The sequence below is a fragment of the Planococcus daihaiensis genome, assembly GCF_049262615.1.
Taxonomy (GTDB): domain Bacteria; phylum Bacillota; class Bacilli; order Bacillales_A; family Planococcaceae; genus Planococcus.
This window is the reverse complement of record NZ_CP175504.1, coordinates 1,078,838-1,094,102: the sequence shown is the minus strand read 5'-3', so window position 1 is coordinate 1,094,102 and position 15,265 is coordinate 1,078,838. Positions and strand designations below refer to the sequence as shown.

The window sequence follows — 15,265 nt, the reverse complement described above, 5'->3', positions numbered from 1 at the left end:
TACGCTTCTATAATTCTTTGGAATGAAATAAAACTAAAATACTTAGTTGAAAATAAAAATAATTAATATAAATTAATAAAAATGAAATATTTCATAATAAATTAACTGAATAATTCATATAGAATGAAAATATAAATAAAGGAGGAAGATGAAATGAAAACGGTTTCAGAGCAAAAAGTAATCCAATATAGAGGAACAAAGTTGAATACGAAAGGCTGGCAGCAGGAAGCGGCGTTGCGTATGCTGATGAACAACCTGGACCTGGATGTCGCGGAACGTCCGGAGGATCTGGTGGTTTACGGCGGCATCGGCAAAGCGGCGAGAAATTGGGAAAGTTTTGATGCAATCGTCCGCTCCCTGAAAGAGCTGGAAAACGATGAAACGCTGATGGTGCAATCCGGAAAACCGGTGGCCATCTTTAAAACACATGAAAATGCACCGCGGGTGTTGATCGCCAATTCCAATATCGTGCCGGCTTATGCCAATTGGGAAACGTTCCATGAACTCGATAAAAAGGGCTTGATGATGTATGGCCAAATGACAGCGGGCAGCTGGATTTACATCGGTTCGCAGGGAATCGTGCAGGGAACCTATGAAACTTTCGTGGAACTTGCGAAACAGCATTTCGGCGAATCGTTGAAAGGAACAATCACGCTTACTGCAGGACTCGGCGGCATGGGCGGCGCTCAGCCGCTGGCGGTAACGATGGCAGGCGGTGTCTGCATCGGCATCGAAGTGGATGAAACGAGAATCGACCGCCGCATTGCGACACGCTACACGGATGTAAAAACCGATTCCCTGGATGAAGCGATCCGTTTGGCGGAAGAGGCGAAGGGAGAGGGCCGTGCATTGTCGATCGGGCTGCTCGGCAACGCTGCAGACGTGCTGCCGGAAATGATCGAAAGAGGATTTACACCTGATGTATTGACTGACCAGACATCGGCGCACGATCCGTTGAACGGCTATATTCCGTCGAAGATGCCGCTGGAAGATGCAGCGGCTCTGCGTGAAAGGGATCCGGCCGGCTATGTGAAGCTTTCGAAAGCGTCGATGGCACAGCATGTTCGTGCGATGCTCGAAATGCAGAAGAAAGGCGCCATCACGTTCGACTACGGCAATAACATCCGCCAGGTCGCCAAAGACGAAGGCGTCGAAAATGCTTTCGATTTCCCGGGCTTTGTTCCGGCGTATATCCGTCCGCAATTTTGTGAAGGCAAAGGACCATTCCGCTGGGTTGCATTATCCGGCGATCCGGAAGATATCCGCAAAACGGATGAAGTGATTCTTCGTGAGTTCAGTTACAATACGCATCTTTGCAATTGGATCAAGATGGCGCAGGAGAAGATTCAATTCCAGGGATTGCCTGCGCGCATTTGCTGGCTTGGATACGGCGAACGGGCACGCTTCGGAAAGATTATCAACGACATGGTGGCAAGCGGTGAATTGAGTGCACCGATCGTCATCGGGCGCGATCATCTGGACTCGGGATCTGTGGCATCGCCAAACCGCGAAACGGAATCGATGAAAGATGGCTCGGATGTAGTGGCTGACTGGCCTATCCTCAATGCAATGGTCAATGCGGTCGGCGGCGCAACTTGGGTTTCGCTTCACCACGGCGGTGGAGTTGGCATGGGTTATTCCATACACTCCGGTATGGTCATAGTTGCGGATGGCACGAAAGATGCCGAAGCGCGGATCCAACGCGTATTGACGACAGATCCGGGAATGGGCGTAGCGCGGCATGTTGATGCGGGCTATGAGATTGCTGAGAACACGGCGCGCGAAAAAGGCGTAAATATTCCGATGATGAAAGGTGGCAACCCCAAAAATGACTAACACGGTTTGGATCAAACATGCACTTCTTGCAACCATCAAAGGGCAGCAAGGGCCAAGATCAAAAGAGGCGATGAGCGAACTCGGCTTAATCGAAGACGGCAGCGTCTGGCTGGAAGACGGGAAGATCGTCGCGGTTGGCACAACAACCGAATTGGAAGGGAAATATGCAGACCGATCGGCAGAAGCCGAAGTCATCGATGCCAAAGGTCAATTGGTGACACCTGGCCTCGTCGATCCGCACACGCATGTTGCATACGGAGGCAGCCGAGAAGGCGAATTCGAAAAACGGCTGCAGGGCACTTCCTATATGGATATCATGAATGCGGGCGGGGGCATCCACGCAACAATGCGCATGACCCGCGAAGCGACCGAAGAGGAATTGGTGGAGCAAACAACGAAACGGCTCAATTCTTTTCTGGAACACGGCGTAACGACGGTTGAGGGCAAAAGCGGCTACGGCATGAACCTCGAAACCGAGCTGAAACAATTGAAAGTCATGGAAAGACTGAATGCCGAACATCCGATTGATCTCGTTCCAACATTTATGGGAGCTCACGCGGTGCCGTCCGAATACAAAGGAAAAGAAGACGAATTCGTCGATTACCTGATCGACACGATGCTGCCGGAAGTCGCTGAACTGGCGGAGTTCAATGACGTGTTCTGTGAAAAGAATGTCTACACCCCGGAACAGTCGGAACGCATTCTGGAGGCAGGAAAAAAATACGGTCTGACGCCGAAAATCCACGCGGATGAAATCGTTTCCTACGGCGGTGCCGAACTCGCTGCAAAAGTCGGTGCCATTTCAGCGGAACATTTATTGAAAGCTTCCGACGAAGGCATCCAAGCGATGGCAGATGCCGGCGTCATTGCCTGTCTGCTGCCTGTGACGGCACTTTATCTCCGGGAAGAAGCAGCGCAGGGCCGTAAAATGATCGACTCGGGTGTGGCGGTCGCAATTTCAACTGATTGCAATCCGGGCTCGTCTCCTACTGTGTCGATGCCGCTCGTCATGAATCTGGCGTGCATCTCGATGCGCCTGACTCCGGCGGAAGCTTTGGTGGCCGCGACGTATAATGCCGCCTGCGCAATCAAGCGCGAAGACCGTGCCGGTTCGATTGAGGTCGGCAAACAGGCAGATATCGTTCTTTGGAAAGTGAAATCCTATCAGGAGCTTCAGTATTTATTTGGCGTTAATCACGTGCAGACCGTTTGGAAAAATGGTGAGAGGGTGGTTGGATGATTTATTTGAAGAAACCGGACTGGAGCTGGCGGCCGTCGGAAAGTGTTACGCACGTGCATCAGTGGGTCAAGCAAGAGGGGAAGGCGGACGTCATTTTGTTTGGCGCGCCTCTTTCCCGTTCGTCGATTTCGGCTTCGGCGGCGTCGGATTATCCCGAGGCATTCCGGAAAATGTGGAAAGGTTTTGCCGCTTATAATCTGGATGAACGAATTGATCTGACAGGAGTGTCCGTGCGAGATGCCGGCGATGTCACGATGCACACGACCAATATCAAAGAATCGCATCGGCGCATTGAAGACACGGCAGAAAGCCTGGCAGACAGCAAGCTGACCTGCATGATCGGCGGAGACCATTCGACAACCGCATGTGCAGTGAGAGGCATCAAAAAGGCATTTCCATATGAACGCATCGGCATTTTGCAGCTCGATACGCACCTGGACGTGCGGGATCCGAAAGAATTGGGACCGGCGAATGGTACACCAATCCGCCAACTGATCGACGGCGGAACAGTCAAAGGGGAAGACGTTGTGAACATCGGTCTCCACGGCTATTTCAATACGAAAGAACTTGTGGACTATGCTGACGAAAAAGGCATCCAAATGGTGACGATGCAGCGTGCAAGAAGGGATGGTCTTACTGAGACAATCCAAAGGGCTGTGAAATCTCTTGGCCACGTGGACCGCATCTACGCAACCATCGACATGGATGTGCTGGATATCAGCGCTGCTCCGGGTGTGCCGGCTTCAACGCCGGGCGGCATGAAATCGGAAGAGCTGTTCGAAGCGTTGCTTGAAATCGGCAAAACAGAAAGAGTGAAGCATATCGATTTTGTCTGTCTGGATCCGCAAAAAGACAATCACGTTTCAGCCACTGTCAAAACAGGGGTCTATGCATGGCTGCAATTTATGACCGGCGTTGCGATGAGGAAATAACTAGTTTTAATTGCTCCTTAATCCTTTAACGCGGTGATACGTTACCACTGTATCTTGTTAAAATATGGTAATTAATACTTGAGGTATTGGTTGCGGAAATTTATACTGAGGGTAACTCAAGATGCGATAGCGGCTGCTATCGCATCTTTTTTCGAAGGGACGGGATTTATAATGATTACGTTAACAGGAAACGATTTGACGATAGAACAATTGCGAAGAATTCTATTTGAGAATGAAACCATTGAATTGGATGCGGCGGCAATGGAACGCGTCCGCAACAGCAGAGCGGCAGTGGAACGGATTGTAGCAGAAGGAAAGACGGTTTACGGCATCAACACAGGATTTGGCAAATTCAGTGACGTCAATATTGCAGAAGAAGACGTGAATCCGCTGCAGCTCCACTTGATCCGCTCGCATGCCTGCGGTATCGGCAAGCCATTTTCGGAATCAGTTTCACGGGCAATGGTCGTCTTGCGCCTTAATGCGCTATTAAAAGGTTTTTCCGGGATCCGCCCGATTGTCGCTGAACGTTTGGCGATGATGGTCAATGAAAGAATCCATCCGGTCATTCCGCAGCAAGGTTCGCTCGGAGCTTCCGGGGATCTTGCACCGCTGTCCCACTTGGCGCTTGTGCTGATCGGCGAAGGCGAATACTGGAAAGACGGGGAACCGGCAGATGCTTCTTCGATCTGGCAGCAATTCGGTTTGTCACCTGTCGAACTGGCGGCCAAAGAAGGGCTGGCGCTGATCAACGGCACCCAGACAATGACGGCGCAGGGAGCAGTCACATATATCGAAGCGGAAACTTTGGCGCTGCAAAGTGAATGGATTGCGGCGATGACGTTCGAATCCTTGTATGGCGTCATGGATGCCTTGCATCCGGCAGTCCACGAAGCGCGCGGCTATAAAGAGCAGATGGCGGTTGCAGCGCGCATGCGCTGCTGGCTCGAAGGGAGCCGCCTATCTACGGTCCAAGGGGAAAAACGCGTCCAGGACGCCTATTCATTGCGCTGCATCCCGCAAGTTCACGGAGCCAGCTGGCAGACGCTTGCTTATGTAAAAGAAAAACTTGAAATCGAAATGAATGCCGCAACCGACAATCCGTTGATCTTTGAAAACGGCGATGTGGTCATTTCCGGCGGCAATTTCCACGGCCAGCCGATCGCATTTGCGATGGACTTCCTGAAAGTCGCAGTGGCAGAACTCGCGAATATCTCGGAGCGGCGCATCGAACGTTTGGTCAATCCGTCCTTGAACGAAGGGCTGCCACCATTTCTCAGCCCGGAGCCAGGCCTTCAATCCGGTGCAATGATCCTCCAGTATGCAGCGGCGAGTCTTGTATCAGAAAATAAAACGCTGGCGCATCCGGCATCTGTCGATTCGATTCCGTCTTCCGCCAATCAGGAAGACCACGTCAGCATGGGCACAATCGGATCGCGCCATGCCCGCGACATTACCGAAAACGCCAGGCGCGTATTGGCAATAGAAGCATTCTGTGCGGCACAGGCAGCCGAATACCGCGGTGCCCATAATATGGCACCAAGAACAGCGGAGCGCCTCGGTGCCATCCGCAAAGTCGCAGGTCCAATCGATGAAGACCGCGTATTCAGTCCGGATATCGAACGAATTGCAGCTTTCCTGTTAGAAGAAGCTTACATGGGCGTCAAAAAAGTCGTCGTTTCCTGAAATGGCAAGATGCACAATGAATTTTCTGATTTAACGTTTGAACTATGAAACGCGCTGTATATTGAAGCGCGTTTTTTGTTTGGGATAAAATAATTCAGTCCAGAACAAGCTATGGTGCAGCTGGAGGATATTATGAAATTTTTTAATGATTTTTTAGCTAACTATTATTTTATGTTTCTCCGTTTAACCACCCTTAAAACCGTTCGTAGAAGGGTATGTAATTTCGCGAACGTACGTAAAGTTGTTTGAGACGTTTACGAACGGTTTATTTTCCTGATTTACAGAGTCAGAACTTCTCAAAAACCGGGTTCTGATGACAGTTTGTTGCAAACTTATCTGCAATCCAAAATTTAGGGAAACCTTTGATCACGACAAACGTTTTCTATTAATATGACGTGGAGGAGGTAAGGAAATGGGTTTTTGGTATTTCTTGATTTTGCTCGTAGGATTGGTTCTATTGTTTATGGGAATATTTAAGAAAAAGCATTATACGTCTGTAAGAAAACTTACTTTAGTAGTAACAGGATTCATCTGCATATCTATTGCGCTCTTCATGTTTTCACCAGGTAGTGCAGAAGTGATCGCCGATTTATTTAATTTAAGCTAGCGAATTAGTTAATCTTAAAAAGGTCGTAATTAGAATTTACGGCATCACGTTATCGGAAGGTAGTAGCCCGTATCAATTGAACTCATGCTCATCAGAAAGTCAAATTTCATTTATATCTTTGAACCGATTTAAATTCTATAGCGATAGTGGAGACAAATGGGTACATTACTTTACGTCACACAGTAAGAGCTTTTTGAATGTTATTATGAGCAATCTTTCATCTATTATATATACTTTCTTTTATTTTTAAGTTGACAGATTTTTCACTTTACAACCTGCCGTATGGTGCTATACTAAGCTTACAACTTAACAGACTTTGACATTCGTCAAAGGGGAGTAGCTATAGGGGAACCTATTTCACAGTCGTCAAGACGTGGCATTATGCCACCGGTTGTGATAGCAACGAAAAATTGCTTAGCAAGACCTTTGCCTTTTATTAGGCAGGGGTCTTTTTTTGTATCCAATTATAGGAGGAATGAAAGATGGAAGTATTTTTGTTGGAGTACTTATGAGTGCTGTTGGTGCTTAGTGCGTTAGAAGGTTTACTAGCTGCGGAGAATGCTCTGGTCATAGCGATAACGTAAAAACACTTCAACTGAACAAAAACATACAATACCAGTCAAAGAAAGGAACGTTGATATGAAGAACAAAAGTTATTTTAGAGAGTCTATAGAAGTTTACTTATTTGTTTTCTTACTTGCATTTATCTTTTTAGGAGGCATTATTGCAACGGGCGAAATAAGCGGACAAGATTGGATCGGCATACTGCCAGAATTTTCATGGGATATGATCAATACTTGGAATGAAATCAGAGAAAATAACTCGTAACCCAAATGAAGAATCGTCAATATATGAAATATTATCGGAAGTTCCCACTCAATTGAAAAAACCAGCAACCCTGTTACAACAAGGTTGCTGGTTTTTTCAAATTATAATAAAAGCACAATCATTATTCAAAATAGTTGAGAAAGAAGATCTCGAAGAACAATGCTAGAACGGCGTATCATATTTGTGGTTTAAAAAAGATTCAACTTTTCAATTCGCTTAATCGCTTCCACTATACGCTCTTCATCAACCAGCAACCCGACACGGACAAACCCTTCGCCGTTTTCACCAAAGCCGCTGCCTGCCGCTACCGAAATATCAGCATGCTTCAACAGGTGGTTTACAAATTCCATGCTTGTGAATCCTTCCGGAACAGGCAACCAAGCGAAGAAAGAGCCTTTTGGCGCTTTGATGTTCCAGCCGATTCTGGCACATTCGTCGGTTAATACCTGGCGGCGTTTTTCATAAGTGTCGACAAGCTCGGTGACGCATGTCTGATCACCGGACAAAGCTTCGGCAGCTGCCAATTGCAACGCAGTCGGGAGGCCGGCGAATAGATGGTCCTGGACGAGATTCAGCGCTTCAATCATTTTAGAATTGCCGACAGCGAAACCGACTCTCCATCCCGCCATATTATAGGTCTTCGATAAGGTGTACATCTCAATTCCAAGATCCTTCGCACCATCGGACTGCAGGAAACTTGGTGGCTTCACCCCTTCATAACCGATTGCTCCATAAGCAAAATCATGGACGACCGCAATGCCGTTCGCTTGCGCAAACTGCACGGTCTCATCAAAAAACTCTTTGGTGGCCACCGCGCCTGTCGGATTGTTGGGGTAGTTCAAATACATCATCGCTGCGCGGTCGAGGACGTTTTTTTCCAACTGATTATAATCCGGTAGATAATTGTTTTCCGGTGTTAATTTCATCAAATCCATCTCAATGCCGGCAAGTGGCGCGCCCGACATATAATCCGGATAGCCGGGGTCCGGCAACAGCAACGATTCGTCGGGGTCGAGAAATGCGAGCGGCATTTCCACCAATCCAATTTTCGTGCCGGCAAGGAGGGCTACTTCAAGGTCCGGGTCGATATCAACATTGTATTCACGTTTATAAAAATCTGCCGCGGCCTGGCGCATTTCCTTCACCCCGCGAAACGGCGAATATTTATGGTTTTTCGGATCGGCGACAGCTTGCTGCATGGCTTCGACGATATGGGCAGGCGTGGGCTGGTCAGGATTACCCTGCCCCAAATTGATGACATCCCGCCCTTCGGCCATCGCTTTCATCGTCTGTGCAGCCAGTGAAGAAAAGAACTGCTCAGGCAATTGCTGCAAACGTTTTGAAAATTTCATCATGCAATCCCCCATTTTCTAAATTTTTGCGAATCTTACCCAAATCTTATACAGTTTGCCGGTATATGTCCACACCGGGTAATGTTCATTTATTTGCGCAGCTCTGCAATAAATGCCAAAATCAGATGTAGAAATCATTTATTGGAGGAGATTGGATGGCTGTTCACAGCTTTCATTTAAAAGCCGATTGGCCGGGTCTGCGCAATGACGTAGGCACCATTGAAACTGGAAATCTGAAGACGGAGATTTCCATTCCGCCCGAAATGGATGGGCCAGGGACCGGGACGAATCCCGATGAAATGCTGCTCGGCGCAGCGGCGACCTGCTATATCATTACGCTCGCGGCGATGCTGGAGCGCAGCAAAATCGAGAAGGTTGCGCTGACGATGGAATCAGAAGGGATAGTCGATGTGACAAATGGCGTCATTACCTATAAGAAAATCATTCACCGACCGAAATTGGTATTGAAGAAGGAAGCTTCGGAAAAAGATTTTAAGCTGGCACAGAAACTTGCCGAAAAAGCGGAGGGGTCCTGCATGATCACGCGTGCCATTAAAGGGAACGTGGAAGTCGAATTGCAGGCGGATATTTCCGCAGCGAAATAAAAGATAGAAGAGCCGCCAGCTGTCCCATTAGCTGGCGGCTCTATTTATGTAGAGTGAAATTGGACATATAAAAGATTGGGTATTAGTTATTATAAAAATTTTAAATAGTGGAACTATTTAACTTATTTTGAAAATAAGAAAGGAATTTCCAAAAGATATAAGGAACTGTATTTAGAGTAACGAAATGCTTTAAGGAGGAAGGGGGGAACAACTAAGCTTTGGAGGTGCAATGTTGCTTGGAATCTGGGAAAACATCAAACACAAAAGGAGCCGATCATTTTATGAAAAAGATGAGATTAAAGAGAAGTATGATGAGTTTTTCTATTGCTGGCGCTTTGGTTTTCAGTGCTTCACCTTTTGCATTGCCGACAGCACTTGCCGTGGGTGAAGGTCCTGGTTACGGCGGCAACGAGACAATAAATACATCTATTTTGACAACCTACGACGAGATGGCTAATTTCCTTGAAAAACAAGAAGCTAAACAAGCGAATATGGAACTGGAAGTTATCGGCCAGAGTGTAAAGGGGCGAGACTTGTTCCTGGTTAAATATATGACGAATCCGGAAAATCCGACGATCCTGTTTCTGACACAGCAGCACGGCAATGAGCAGCTGGCGACAGAGGGAGCGCTCGAATTTATCAAGCATATGGGAACGGGCAAGATGAAGGGTGTTGCTGACGGCGTAAACGTTCTGGTTGTACCGATGTTGAATGCGGACGGCGCAATGGGGGATGTGAACTTTTCGCTTGAAGATTATGTAGCGAGCGGCGATCGCAACTTGACTCGCTATAATGCGAATGAAGTGGATCTTAATCGTGACCACGTTAATAAAATCCAGCCTGAAACTCAGGCACTCCATTTCAACGTGATGCAGAAATACGATATCGATTATATGATAGATCTGCATCACCAGGGCACGCAAAGTGAAAGGGATGGCAAATTGGTTTCAGGTTCAATCCTTTATCCGACAACACCAAACGTCGATGAAGATGTGCTTCTGAAATCTAAACAGCTTGGGGCAGTTGTATTTGATGCAGTGGACTCTACAGGTTGGGGCCACTTAGGTAAATACAATGGAGGAAACGCGGAAACAATCAGCCGTAACGGAATTGCCGTGGAATACGGTATTTCAACATTGCTGTTTGAAATGCGTGGAATGTCTGACCACGAATATGAGCCGTATGTCCTTGGGCAAAAGAGCAATGGTTATTTAATCAAACAGACTGTGACAACACTTGACGCAGCTGTGCGGGCAATATCTGACGGCTCTATCGAGGACGCTGATATTTCGTTCTGGGATACCTTGGCGACACAAACTACCCGCCGAACCGAATAAATTAATTATTACTATATAAATTGAGAAAAGAAAGAGCGGTGCCAATTGGCACTGCTCTTTTTGGGGGGGAGAAATTTTAAAAACATGTGAGCGAAGCAGTTTTATTGCCCAGCCATTTCAGCAATCTGATCAGATGAATAGACCTGAACCCCTTGGGTGTCATCTTGCGCCGCTTGGCACATTGCCTGCGCAACGTGTTGCGCCTGAATCGGCTTGTATTTCTTCATGCCGCCGCGCAGCAAGGGACTGAAAGCGGGCGCCATGAAACTCGCAGCTTTTTCACCAAGCCGGAATTCCTTGCGGTCGCCGAGCAGCAGCGAAGGCCGGAAAATGTGAAGTGCCGGCAGATCCAGTTTTTTCAGCCGGTCTTCCATTTGCCCTTTGACCCGGTTATAGAAGATATTCGAGCGGGAATCGGCACCCATCGCAGAAATGACCAAAAACTTCTGAGCGCCTGCGGATTTTGCAAGAGTCGCCAGTTTTGTCGGAAATTCATAATCCACCCGTCGGAAAGCATTTTTGGATCCCGCTTTTTTGATGGTCGTGCCGAGGCAGCAGAAAACATCGTCAACCTCAAAATACTTCTTATAATCCTCGAGTCTGTTAAAATCGACTTTCACCTGCTCGAGCTTCGGATGTTCGATATCCAAAGGACGGCGGACAAACACGCAGACCCTATCGTATGCGGAATGGTCCAACAGAATTTTGACCAGCTCGCTGCCAGTCAGGCCGGTAGCGCCGGCAACTAATGCGAATTTTTCGGACATGTGAATTGATGCCTCCTCTTTTTAAGTAATTATACAGCTCCTGAACAGGATATCCACGATTAACCGATTCGGTTTGCTGTCGTTTATTGACCGGCACGGTACAATAAAGGAAAAGACAGCGTACGAAAGGAAGAAATTGATGAAACCAGTGATTGTGGCTGAAAAGCCGAGCCAGGCAAAAGCATACGCGGAAGCATTCAAGACAGCAAAAAGAGAAGGTTTTTTGGAAATCATGCCGGACGCGATATTTCCTGAAGGCGCCTACATTACCTGGGGAATCGGCCATCTGGTGGAGTTGAAGGAACCGAAAGCTTACGATCCGAAATGGGGCAAATGGTCGCTTGCGGCGCTTCCGATTTTGCCGGCAAATTATCAATTTCAAGTAGCGCGGGGAAAAGCCAAGCAATTCAATATCATCAAAAAATTGATCAGCCAGACGGATACCGTCATCAATGCATGCGATGTTGACAGAGAAGGCTCCAATATCTTTTACAGCATCTTTAACCATACCGGCGCAAAACGAAAGACGATCAAACGGCTATGGATCAATTCGCTTGAAGTGGACGAAGTGCGAAAAGGCTTTCAGCAGCTGCGCGACAATAAACATGATCTGCTGCTGTATCAGGAAGCGAGAACCAGGCAGATCAGCGACTGGCTGGTCGGCATGAACGGCTCGCGTTTGTATTCCCTGCTGCTGCAGGAAAAAGGCATGCGTGAAGTGTTCGCCATCGGCAGGGTGCAGACGCCGACGGTCTATCTGATTTACCAGCGGGAAAAGGAAATCGAAGCGTTTGTGCCGGAAGCCTTTTATGAAATTGAAGGTGATTTCCAGGCGGAAAAAGGGAACTACAAAGGGAAAGCGAAGGTAAAGGCGAAAGAGCGGAAGGAAGCGGAAGCGCTGCTCGAAAAGCATGCGGTCGGAGCGAAAGAACAAGGAACGGTTCTGCAGGTGAAAACGGCAGAAAAACGCCAGCCGCCTCCGCAGCTCCATTCGTTATCCAGCCTGCAGGCGGCAGCGAACCGGAAATGGAAATACAGTCCGGCGAAAGTGCTGTCCGTAATGCAGACTTTATACGAGAAGAAGCTTGTCAGCTATCCGCGTACCGATGCCCAGCACATTACAAATGCAGAATTTAATTACCTGGCGAGCCAGGTGGAATCCTACCAGAAACTGATCGGCGAAGAATTTCCAGTCGCTTCACGGACGCCGAAAAAACGATTTGTCTACAATGCAAAAGTACAGGAGCATTATGCCATCATTCCAACGAAGAGCATACCGACCGCTCGGAAAGTGAACGGGCTTGCCCCGGATGCACGAAACTTATATGAAGAAGTGCTGCGCACAACCCTCGCGATGTTCCACAGGGATTATCGCTATGCGGAAACAAAAGTGACGACCGACGTCAAAGGGTTGCATTTCTTCACTACTGGGAAAACAGAAATTGACAAGGGCTGGAAAGAATTATTTCCACCAGCCAAAGAAAGTAAATCCGAACCGGCGCTGCCTGAACTTCGTGAACAGGAACCGGTGGCAGCCAAAGTTGCCGTGAAAGAAGGGATGACGACTCCGCCGAAGCCTTATACAGAAGGGCAATTGATCGCGATGATGAAAACGTGCGGGAAATTCGCGGAAGATGCGGAAGACAGCGAAATCCTGAAAGAAGTCGAGGGCCTTGGCACGGAGGCGACACGCAGTGGTATCATTGAAACGATTAAAAGGCATGAATACATCCAAATAAAGAAGAACATTGTGTCCGTCACTGAAAAAGGGCGGATCCTGTGTCAGGCGATCGAAGGGAATTTATTGTCCAGCCCATCGATGACGGCAAAATGGGAGAATTATTTGAAGAAAATCGGCCGCGGAGAAGGCTCACCGGAAGTGTTTCTCGACACCATCGGAAAGTTCATCGAAAAGCTGCTGACGGATGTTCCAGCCCAGCTGCAATCGAATGGTCTGCCGGAACGGATAGAAATGGATAGCAGCAAAGACGCCATTGCGCTATGCCCACGCTGCAAAAAAGGCAGCATCGTCTCCAGCAGGGGATCCTTCACCTGCACAGAAAATGCCAACGGCTGCAAACAGTCATTTCCGGGAATATTCCTGAAAAAGAGACTAACGGCAAAAACGATCGAATACCTGTGTACGAAAGGCAAGACTCCTGTGATGAAAGGCTTTGTGTCGAAAAATGGCAAAAAGTTCAGCGCCAAGCTCATTTTGGAAGACGGCAAATTGAAAATGGAGTTTTAGTCCAATTGAAATGAGGTAGTGTTATGAAGAAAAAGCAAGTTGTGGTTGTCGGATTGGGAAGGTTTGGCAGCAGTGTCTGTATGGAATTATTCAAACTCGGACATGAAGTGATGGCCCTCGATATGGATCCGGAAAAGGTGGAGGCTATAGCCGACTATGCTTCTCAGGCGACGGTTGCGGATGCGACGGATAAATCGCAGTTGAAAGCGCTGGGCGTCAGGAATTTTGATCAGGCCATTATCGCCATTGGGGATGATTTGCAGGCCAGTGTCCTATGCACGCTCATGCTGAAGGAAATCGGACTTGAAAAAGTTTGGGTAAAAGCAAGAGATCTGCAGCATAAAAAAATTCTTGAAAAAGTGGGGGCGGACCGTGTCATTCAGCCCGAATATGAGATGGGTATCCGTGTCGCTCACCACGTTGATTCAGAGAAAATCGTTGATTATATCGATCTTTCAGATGACTATAGCATCGTCGAGATGTCAGCTACGGAAAAAATTGCAGGCAAAACGCTGCATCAATTGGACATTCGTGTAAAGTTCAACTGCATTACTCTGGCAATCAAAAAAGGCGAAGATGTAAATATTGCCCCGCATCCGGATGATGTTATCAGTGTGGGAGATATACTGGTTGTAATGGGCCATCGAAACGATTTGAAAAGGCTGGAAGAAAAACGCTTATAGCCACAGTGTAAATCGCTTGGCTTTACGTAAGATTAGCGCTCTAGTAAGATGGAGGAGCTTGGAAAACCAATAGTATTTCCACTCAATGCTTCAGCAGTCAAAGGCAGGGGCCAATCCCTGTTTTACATAGGATATATGAAAAGCCCTTGGTCAAATGTTTCAGACAATAGTGCTGACAACAAAGCTGAGAAGATCCCGTTGCTACGGGTTCTTTTCGGCTTTTTTTATTTTGGATAATCAAAGGGGGTGCCACTTATCATGTATTTTGTAGATCATAAAAACAAGAAAATTCATCATCAGCAATTTGCCGGCGATCAATGCGGATTTCTGGATACGCCTGTAAGCGAACGTGAATTTACGGCTTCGGAAAGTTATGTGGAGGAACTTGAAATGTCTGATGGTTTCATTTTTTGCACACGGTGCAAAACACCGCAGCTCATCATGTGAGCAAGCGAATATATTCAGAAAAATCTGTTTATTCGTTTGAAAATCAGTGGAAAGGGTATTTTATCCTACATGGACAATTTCTTCATATTGAATAGCAGATAGACTAATTAACCCGTCCAAATGCTGAGAATCTGCGGGGTGAATGCTGTGGCAGCGAATTCTGACAAGACAATTTCCTATGGGAATATGAGGAATCGGGCTGTGTTTGCCGTCAGGAATTTCTGGTCCGGTATCCTGTTTGGAATTGGCATTACGGCATTTGGCATCGGGACGGTTTTTCATCAATTATTGCAATGGCATCATTATTATGATCTTTCAGATGAAGCATCAGGAATTTTTTCGGATGGGATATTTAACCTGGTCGCCTGGATTGTGACTTTTTCCGGGCTGTTCCTTCTATCAGGTCTTCGGAAGCGCAAAGCGTTCTGGCCAAAGAGGTGGGGAGGCGCCGCGTTGATGGGCTCCGGCATCTATATTCTATTCGATGGTTTGGTCATCCAAAAATTATTGGGTCTCCATCAAATCCGCTATGGTTATGAAATCTTGCCCTATGATCTCACCTGGAATATAAGTGGCGCTATTTTCTTCTTCACCGGACTGTTCATGGTTTTCCAGACGAAAAAGGAGAATCATCGTAAATAATGTTCTTGCTTAAACTCAAAAGCTGCGCTCAATCCTTTTGCTGGAGGATTGAGCG

Annotated in this window: 14 protein-coding genes; 12 read left to right on the top strand and 2 right to left on the bottom strand. The window is 47.4% G+C overall.

Translation table 11 applies throughout. From position 1 onward, the window contains the following. Positions 1 to 153: 153 nt before the first annotated feature. The 6 genes from hutU to DHX103_RS05130 all read left to right on the top strand — a co-directional run bounded on the left by hutU (position 154) and on the right by DHX103_RS05130 (position 7,129). Positions 154 to 1,836 carry a urocanate hydratase gene (hutU, locus tag DHX103_RS05155; RefSeq protein WP_422124206.1) on the top strand — a complete coding sequence of 561 codons (1,683 nt, stop codon included), beginning with the start codon at positions 154 to 156 and terminating at the stop codon, positions 1,834 to 1,836. Further along, the gene (gene hutI / locus DHX103_RS05150; protein ID WP_422124205.1) at positions 1,829 to 3,076 is read left to right on the top strand and encodes an imidazolonepropionase; all 1,248 of its coding nucleotides are present in this window, start codon (positions 1,829 to 1,831) and stop codon (positions 3,074 to 3,076) included. The genes hutU and hutI overlap by 8 nt, the downstream gene beginning before the upstream one ends. Beyond that, the gene (locus DHX103_RS05145; protein WP_422124204.1) at positions 3,073 to 4,008 is read left to right on the top strand and encodes an agmatinase family protein; all 936 of its coding nucleotides are present in this window, start codon (positions 3,073 to 3,075) and stop codon (positions 4,006 to 4,008) included. The genes hutI and DHX103_RS05145 overlap by 4 nt, the downstream gene beginning before the upstream one ends. Before the next feature lie 171 nt (positions 4,009 to 4,179). Further along, a complete protein-coding gene (gene hutH / locus DHX103_RS05140; RefSeq protein ID WP_422124203.1) occupies positions 4,180 to 5,694 on the top strand; it encodes a histidine ammonia-lyase in 1,515 nt (504 codons plus the stop codon). Between the two features lie 412 nt (positions 5,695 to 6,106). Then, complete coding sequence (locus tag DHX103_RS05135; RefSeq protein WP_422124202.1) at positions 6,107 to 6,301, top strand: hypothetical protein; 195 nt, start codon at positions 6,107 to 6,109, stop codon at positions 6,299 to 6,301. 639 nt (positions 6,302 to 6,940) lie between these two features. After that, complete coding sequence (locus tag DHX103_RS05130; RefSeq protein ID WP_422124201.1) at positions 6,941 to 7,129, top strand: hypothetical protein; 189 nt, start codon at positions 6,941 to 6,943, stop codon at positions 7,127 to 7,129. A gap of 188 nt (positions 7,130 to 7,317) precedes the next feature. Here DHX103_RS05130 and DHX103_RS05125 read toward each other — a convergent pair whose 3' ends face one another. Next, complete coding sequence (locus DHX103_RS05125; RefSeq protein ID WP_422124200.1) at positions 7,318 to 8,481, bottom strand: pyridoxal phosphate-dependent aminotransferase; 1,164 nt, start codon at positions 8,479 to 8,481, stop codon at positions 7,318 to 7,320. A 155-nt stretch (positions 8,482 to 8,636) separates the two neighbouring features. On the opposite strand from DHX103_RS05125, the gene DHX103_RS05120 reads away from it, so the two are divergent. Next, the gene (locus DHX103_RS05120; protein WP_422124199.1) at positions 8,637 to 9,086 is read left to right on the top strand and encodes an OsmC family protein; all 450 of its coding nucleotides are present in this window, start codon (positions 8,637 to 8,639) and stop codon (positions 9,084 to 9,086) included. A 311-nt stretch (positions 9,087 to 9,397) separates the two neighbouring features. Further along, entirely contained in the window at positions 9,398 to 10,423 is a 1,026-nt protein-coding gene (locus DHX103_RS05115; RefSeq protein WP_422124725.1) for a M14 family zinc carboxypeptidase, read from the top strand. Positions 10,424 to 10,524: 101 nt separating this feature from the next. On the opposite strand, the gene DHX103_RS05110 is transcribed toward DHX103_RS05115, so the two are convergent. After that, on the bottom strand, positions 10,525 to 11,190 hold the full coding sequence (locus DHX103_RS05110) for an oxidoreductase (protein WP_422124198.1): 666 nt from the start codon (positions 11,188 to 11,190) through the stop codon (positions 10,525 to 10,527). A 139-nt stretch (positions 11,191 to 11,329) separates the two neighbouring features. On the opposite strand from DHX103_RS05110, the gene topB reads away from it, so the two are divergent. From topB to DHX103_RS05090, 4 genes are all read left to right on the top strand, one after another. Beyond that, the gene (gene topB / locus DHX103_RS05105; RefSeq protein ID WP_422124197.1) at positions 11,330 to 13,438 is read left to right on the top strand and encodes a DNA topoisomerase III; all 2,109 of its coding nucleotides are present in this window, start codon (positions 11,330 to 11,332) and stop codon (positions 13,436 to 13,438) included. Positions 13,439 to 13,461: 23 nt separating this feature from the next. Continuing rightward, positions 13,462 to 14,121, top strand: a complete 660-nt coding sequence (locus DHX103_RS05100) for a potassium channel family protein (RefSeq protein WP_422124196.1) — start codon at positions 13,462 to 13,464, stop codon at positions 14,119 to 14,121. A gap of 258 nt (positions 14,122 to 14,379) precedes the next feature. Next, positions 14,380 to 14,568: a hypothetical protein gene (locus DHX103_RS05095; RefSeq protein ID WP_422124195.1), complete on the top strand. Its 189-nt coding sequence runs from the start codon at positions 14,380 to 14,382 to the stop codon at positions 14,566 to 14,568. 147 nt (positions 14,569 to 14,715) lie between these two features. Further along, positions 14,716 to 15,210, top strand: coding sequence for a DUF2243 domain-containing protein (locus DHX103_RS05090; protein WP_422124194.1), 495 nt, complete (start codon positions 14,716 to 14,718; stop codon positions 15,208 to 15,210). Positions 15,211 to 15,265: the final 55 nt, after the last annotated feature.

Coding starts and splice junctions, on each gene's coding strand:
- DHX103_RS05125 (WP_422124200.1), bottom strand. CDS start 8,481: ATGAAATTTTCAAAACGTTTGCAGCAATTGCCTGAGCAGTTCTTTTCT.
- topB (WP_422124197.1), top strand. CDS start 11,330: ATGAAACCAGTGATTGTGGCTGAAAAGCCGAGCCAGGCAAAAGCATAC.
- hutU (WP_422124206.1), top strand. CDS start 154: ATGAAAACGGTTTCAGAGCAAAAAGTAATCCAATATAGAGGAACAAAG.
- hutI (WP_422124205.1), top strand. CDS start 1,829: ATGACTAACACGGTTTGGATCAAACATGCACTTCTTGCAACCATCAAA.
- DHX103_RS05100 (WP_422124196.1), top strand. CDS start 13,462: ATGAAGAAAAAGCAAGTTGTGGTTGTCGGATTGGGAAGGTTTGGCAGC.
- DHX103_RS05130 (WP_422124201.1), top strand. CDS start 6,941: ATGAAGAACAAAAGTTATTTTAGAGAGTCTATAGAAGTTTACTTATTT.
- DHX103_RS05145 (WP_422124204.1), top strand. CDS start 3,073: ATGATTTATTTGAAGAAACCGGACTGGAGCTGGCGGCCGTCGGAAAGT.
- DHX103_RS05110 (WP_422124198.1), bottom strand. CDS start 11,190: ATGTCCGAAAAATTCGCATTAGTTGCCGGCGCTACCGGCCTGACTGGC.
- DHX103_RS05115 (WP_422124725.1), top strand. CDS start 9,398: ATGAGTTTTTCTATTGCTGGCGCTTTGGTTTTCAGTGCTTCACCTTTT.
- DHX103_RS05095 (WP_422124195.1), top strand. CDS start 14,380: ATGTATTTTGTAGATCATAAAAACAAGAAAATTCATCATCAGCAATTT.
- DHX103_RS05135 (WP_422124202.1), top strand. CDS start 6,107: ATGGGTTTTTGGTATTTCTTGATTTTGCTCGTAGGATTGGTTCTATTG.
- DHX103_RS05120 (WP_422124199.1), top strand. CDS start 8,637: ATGGCTGTTCACAGCTTTCATTTAAAAGCCGATTGGCCGGGTCTGCGC.
- hutH (WP_422124203.1), top strand. CDS start 4,180: ATGATTACGTTAACAGGAAACGATTTGACGATAGAACAATTGCGAAGA.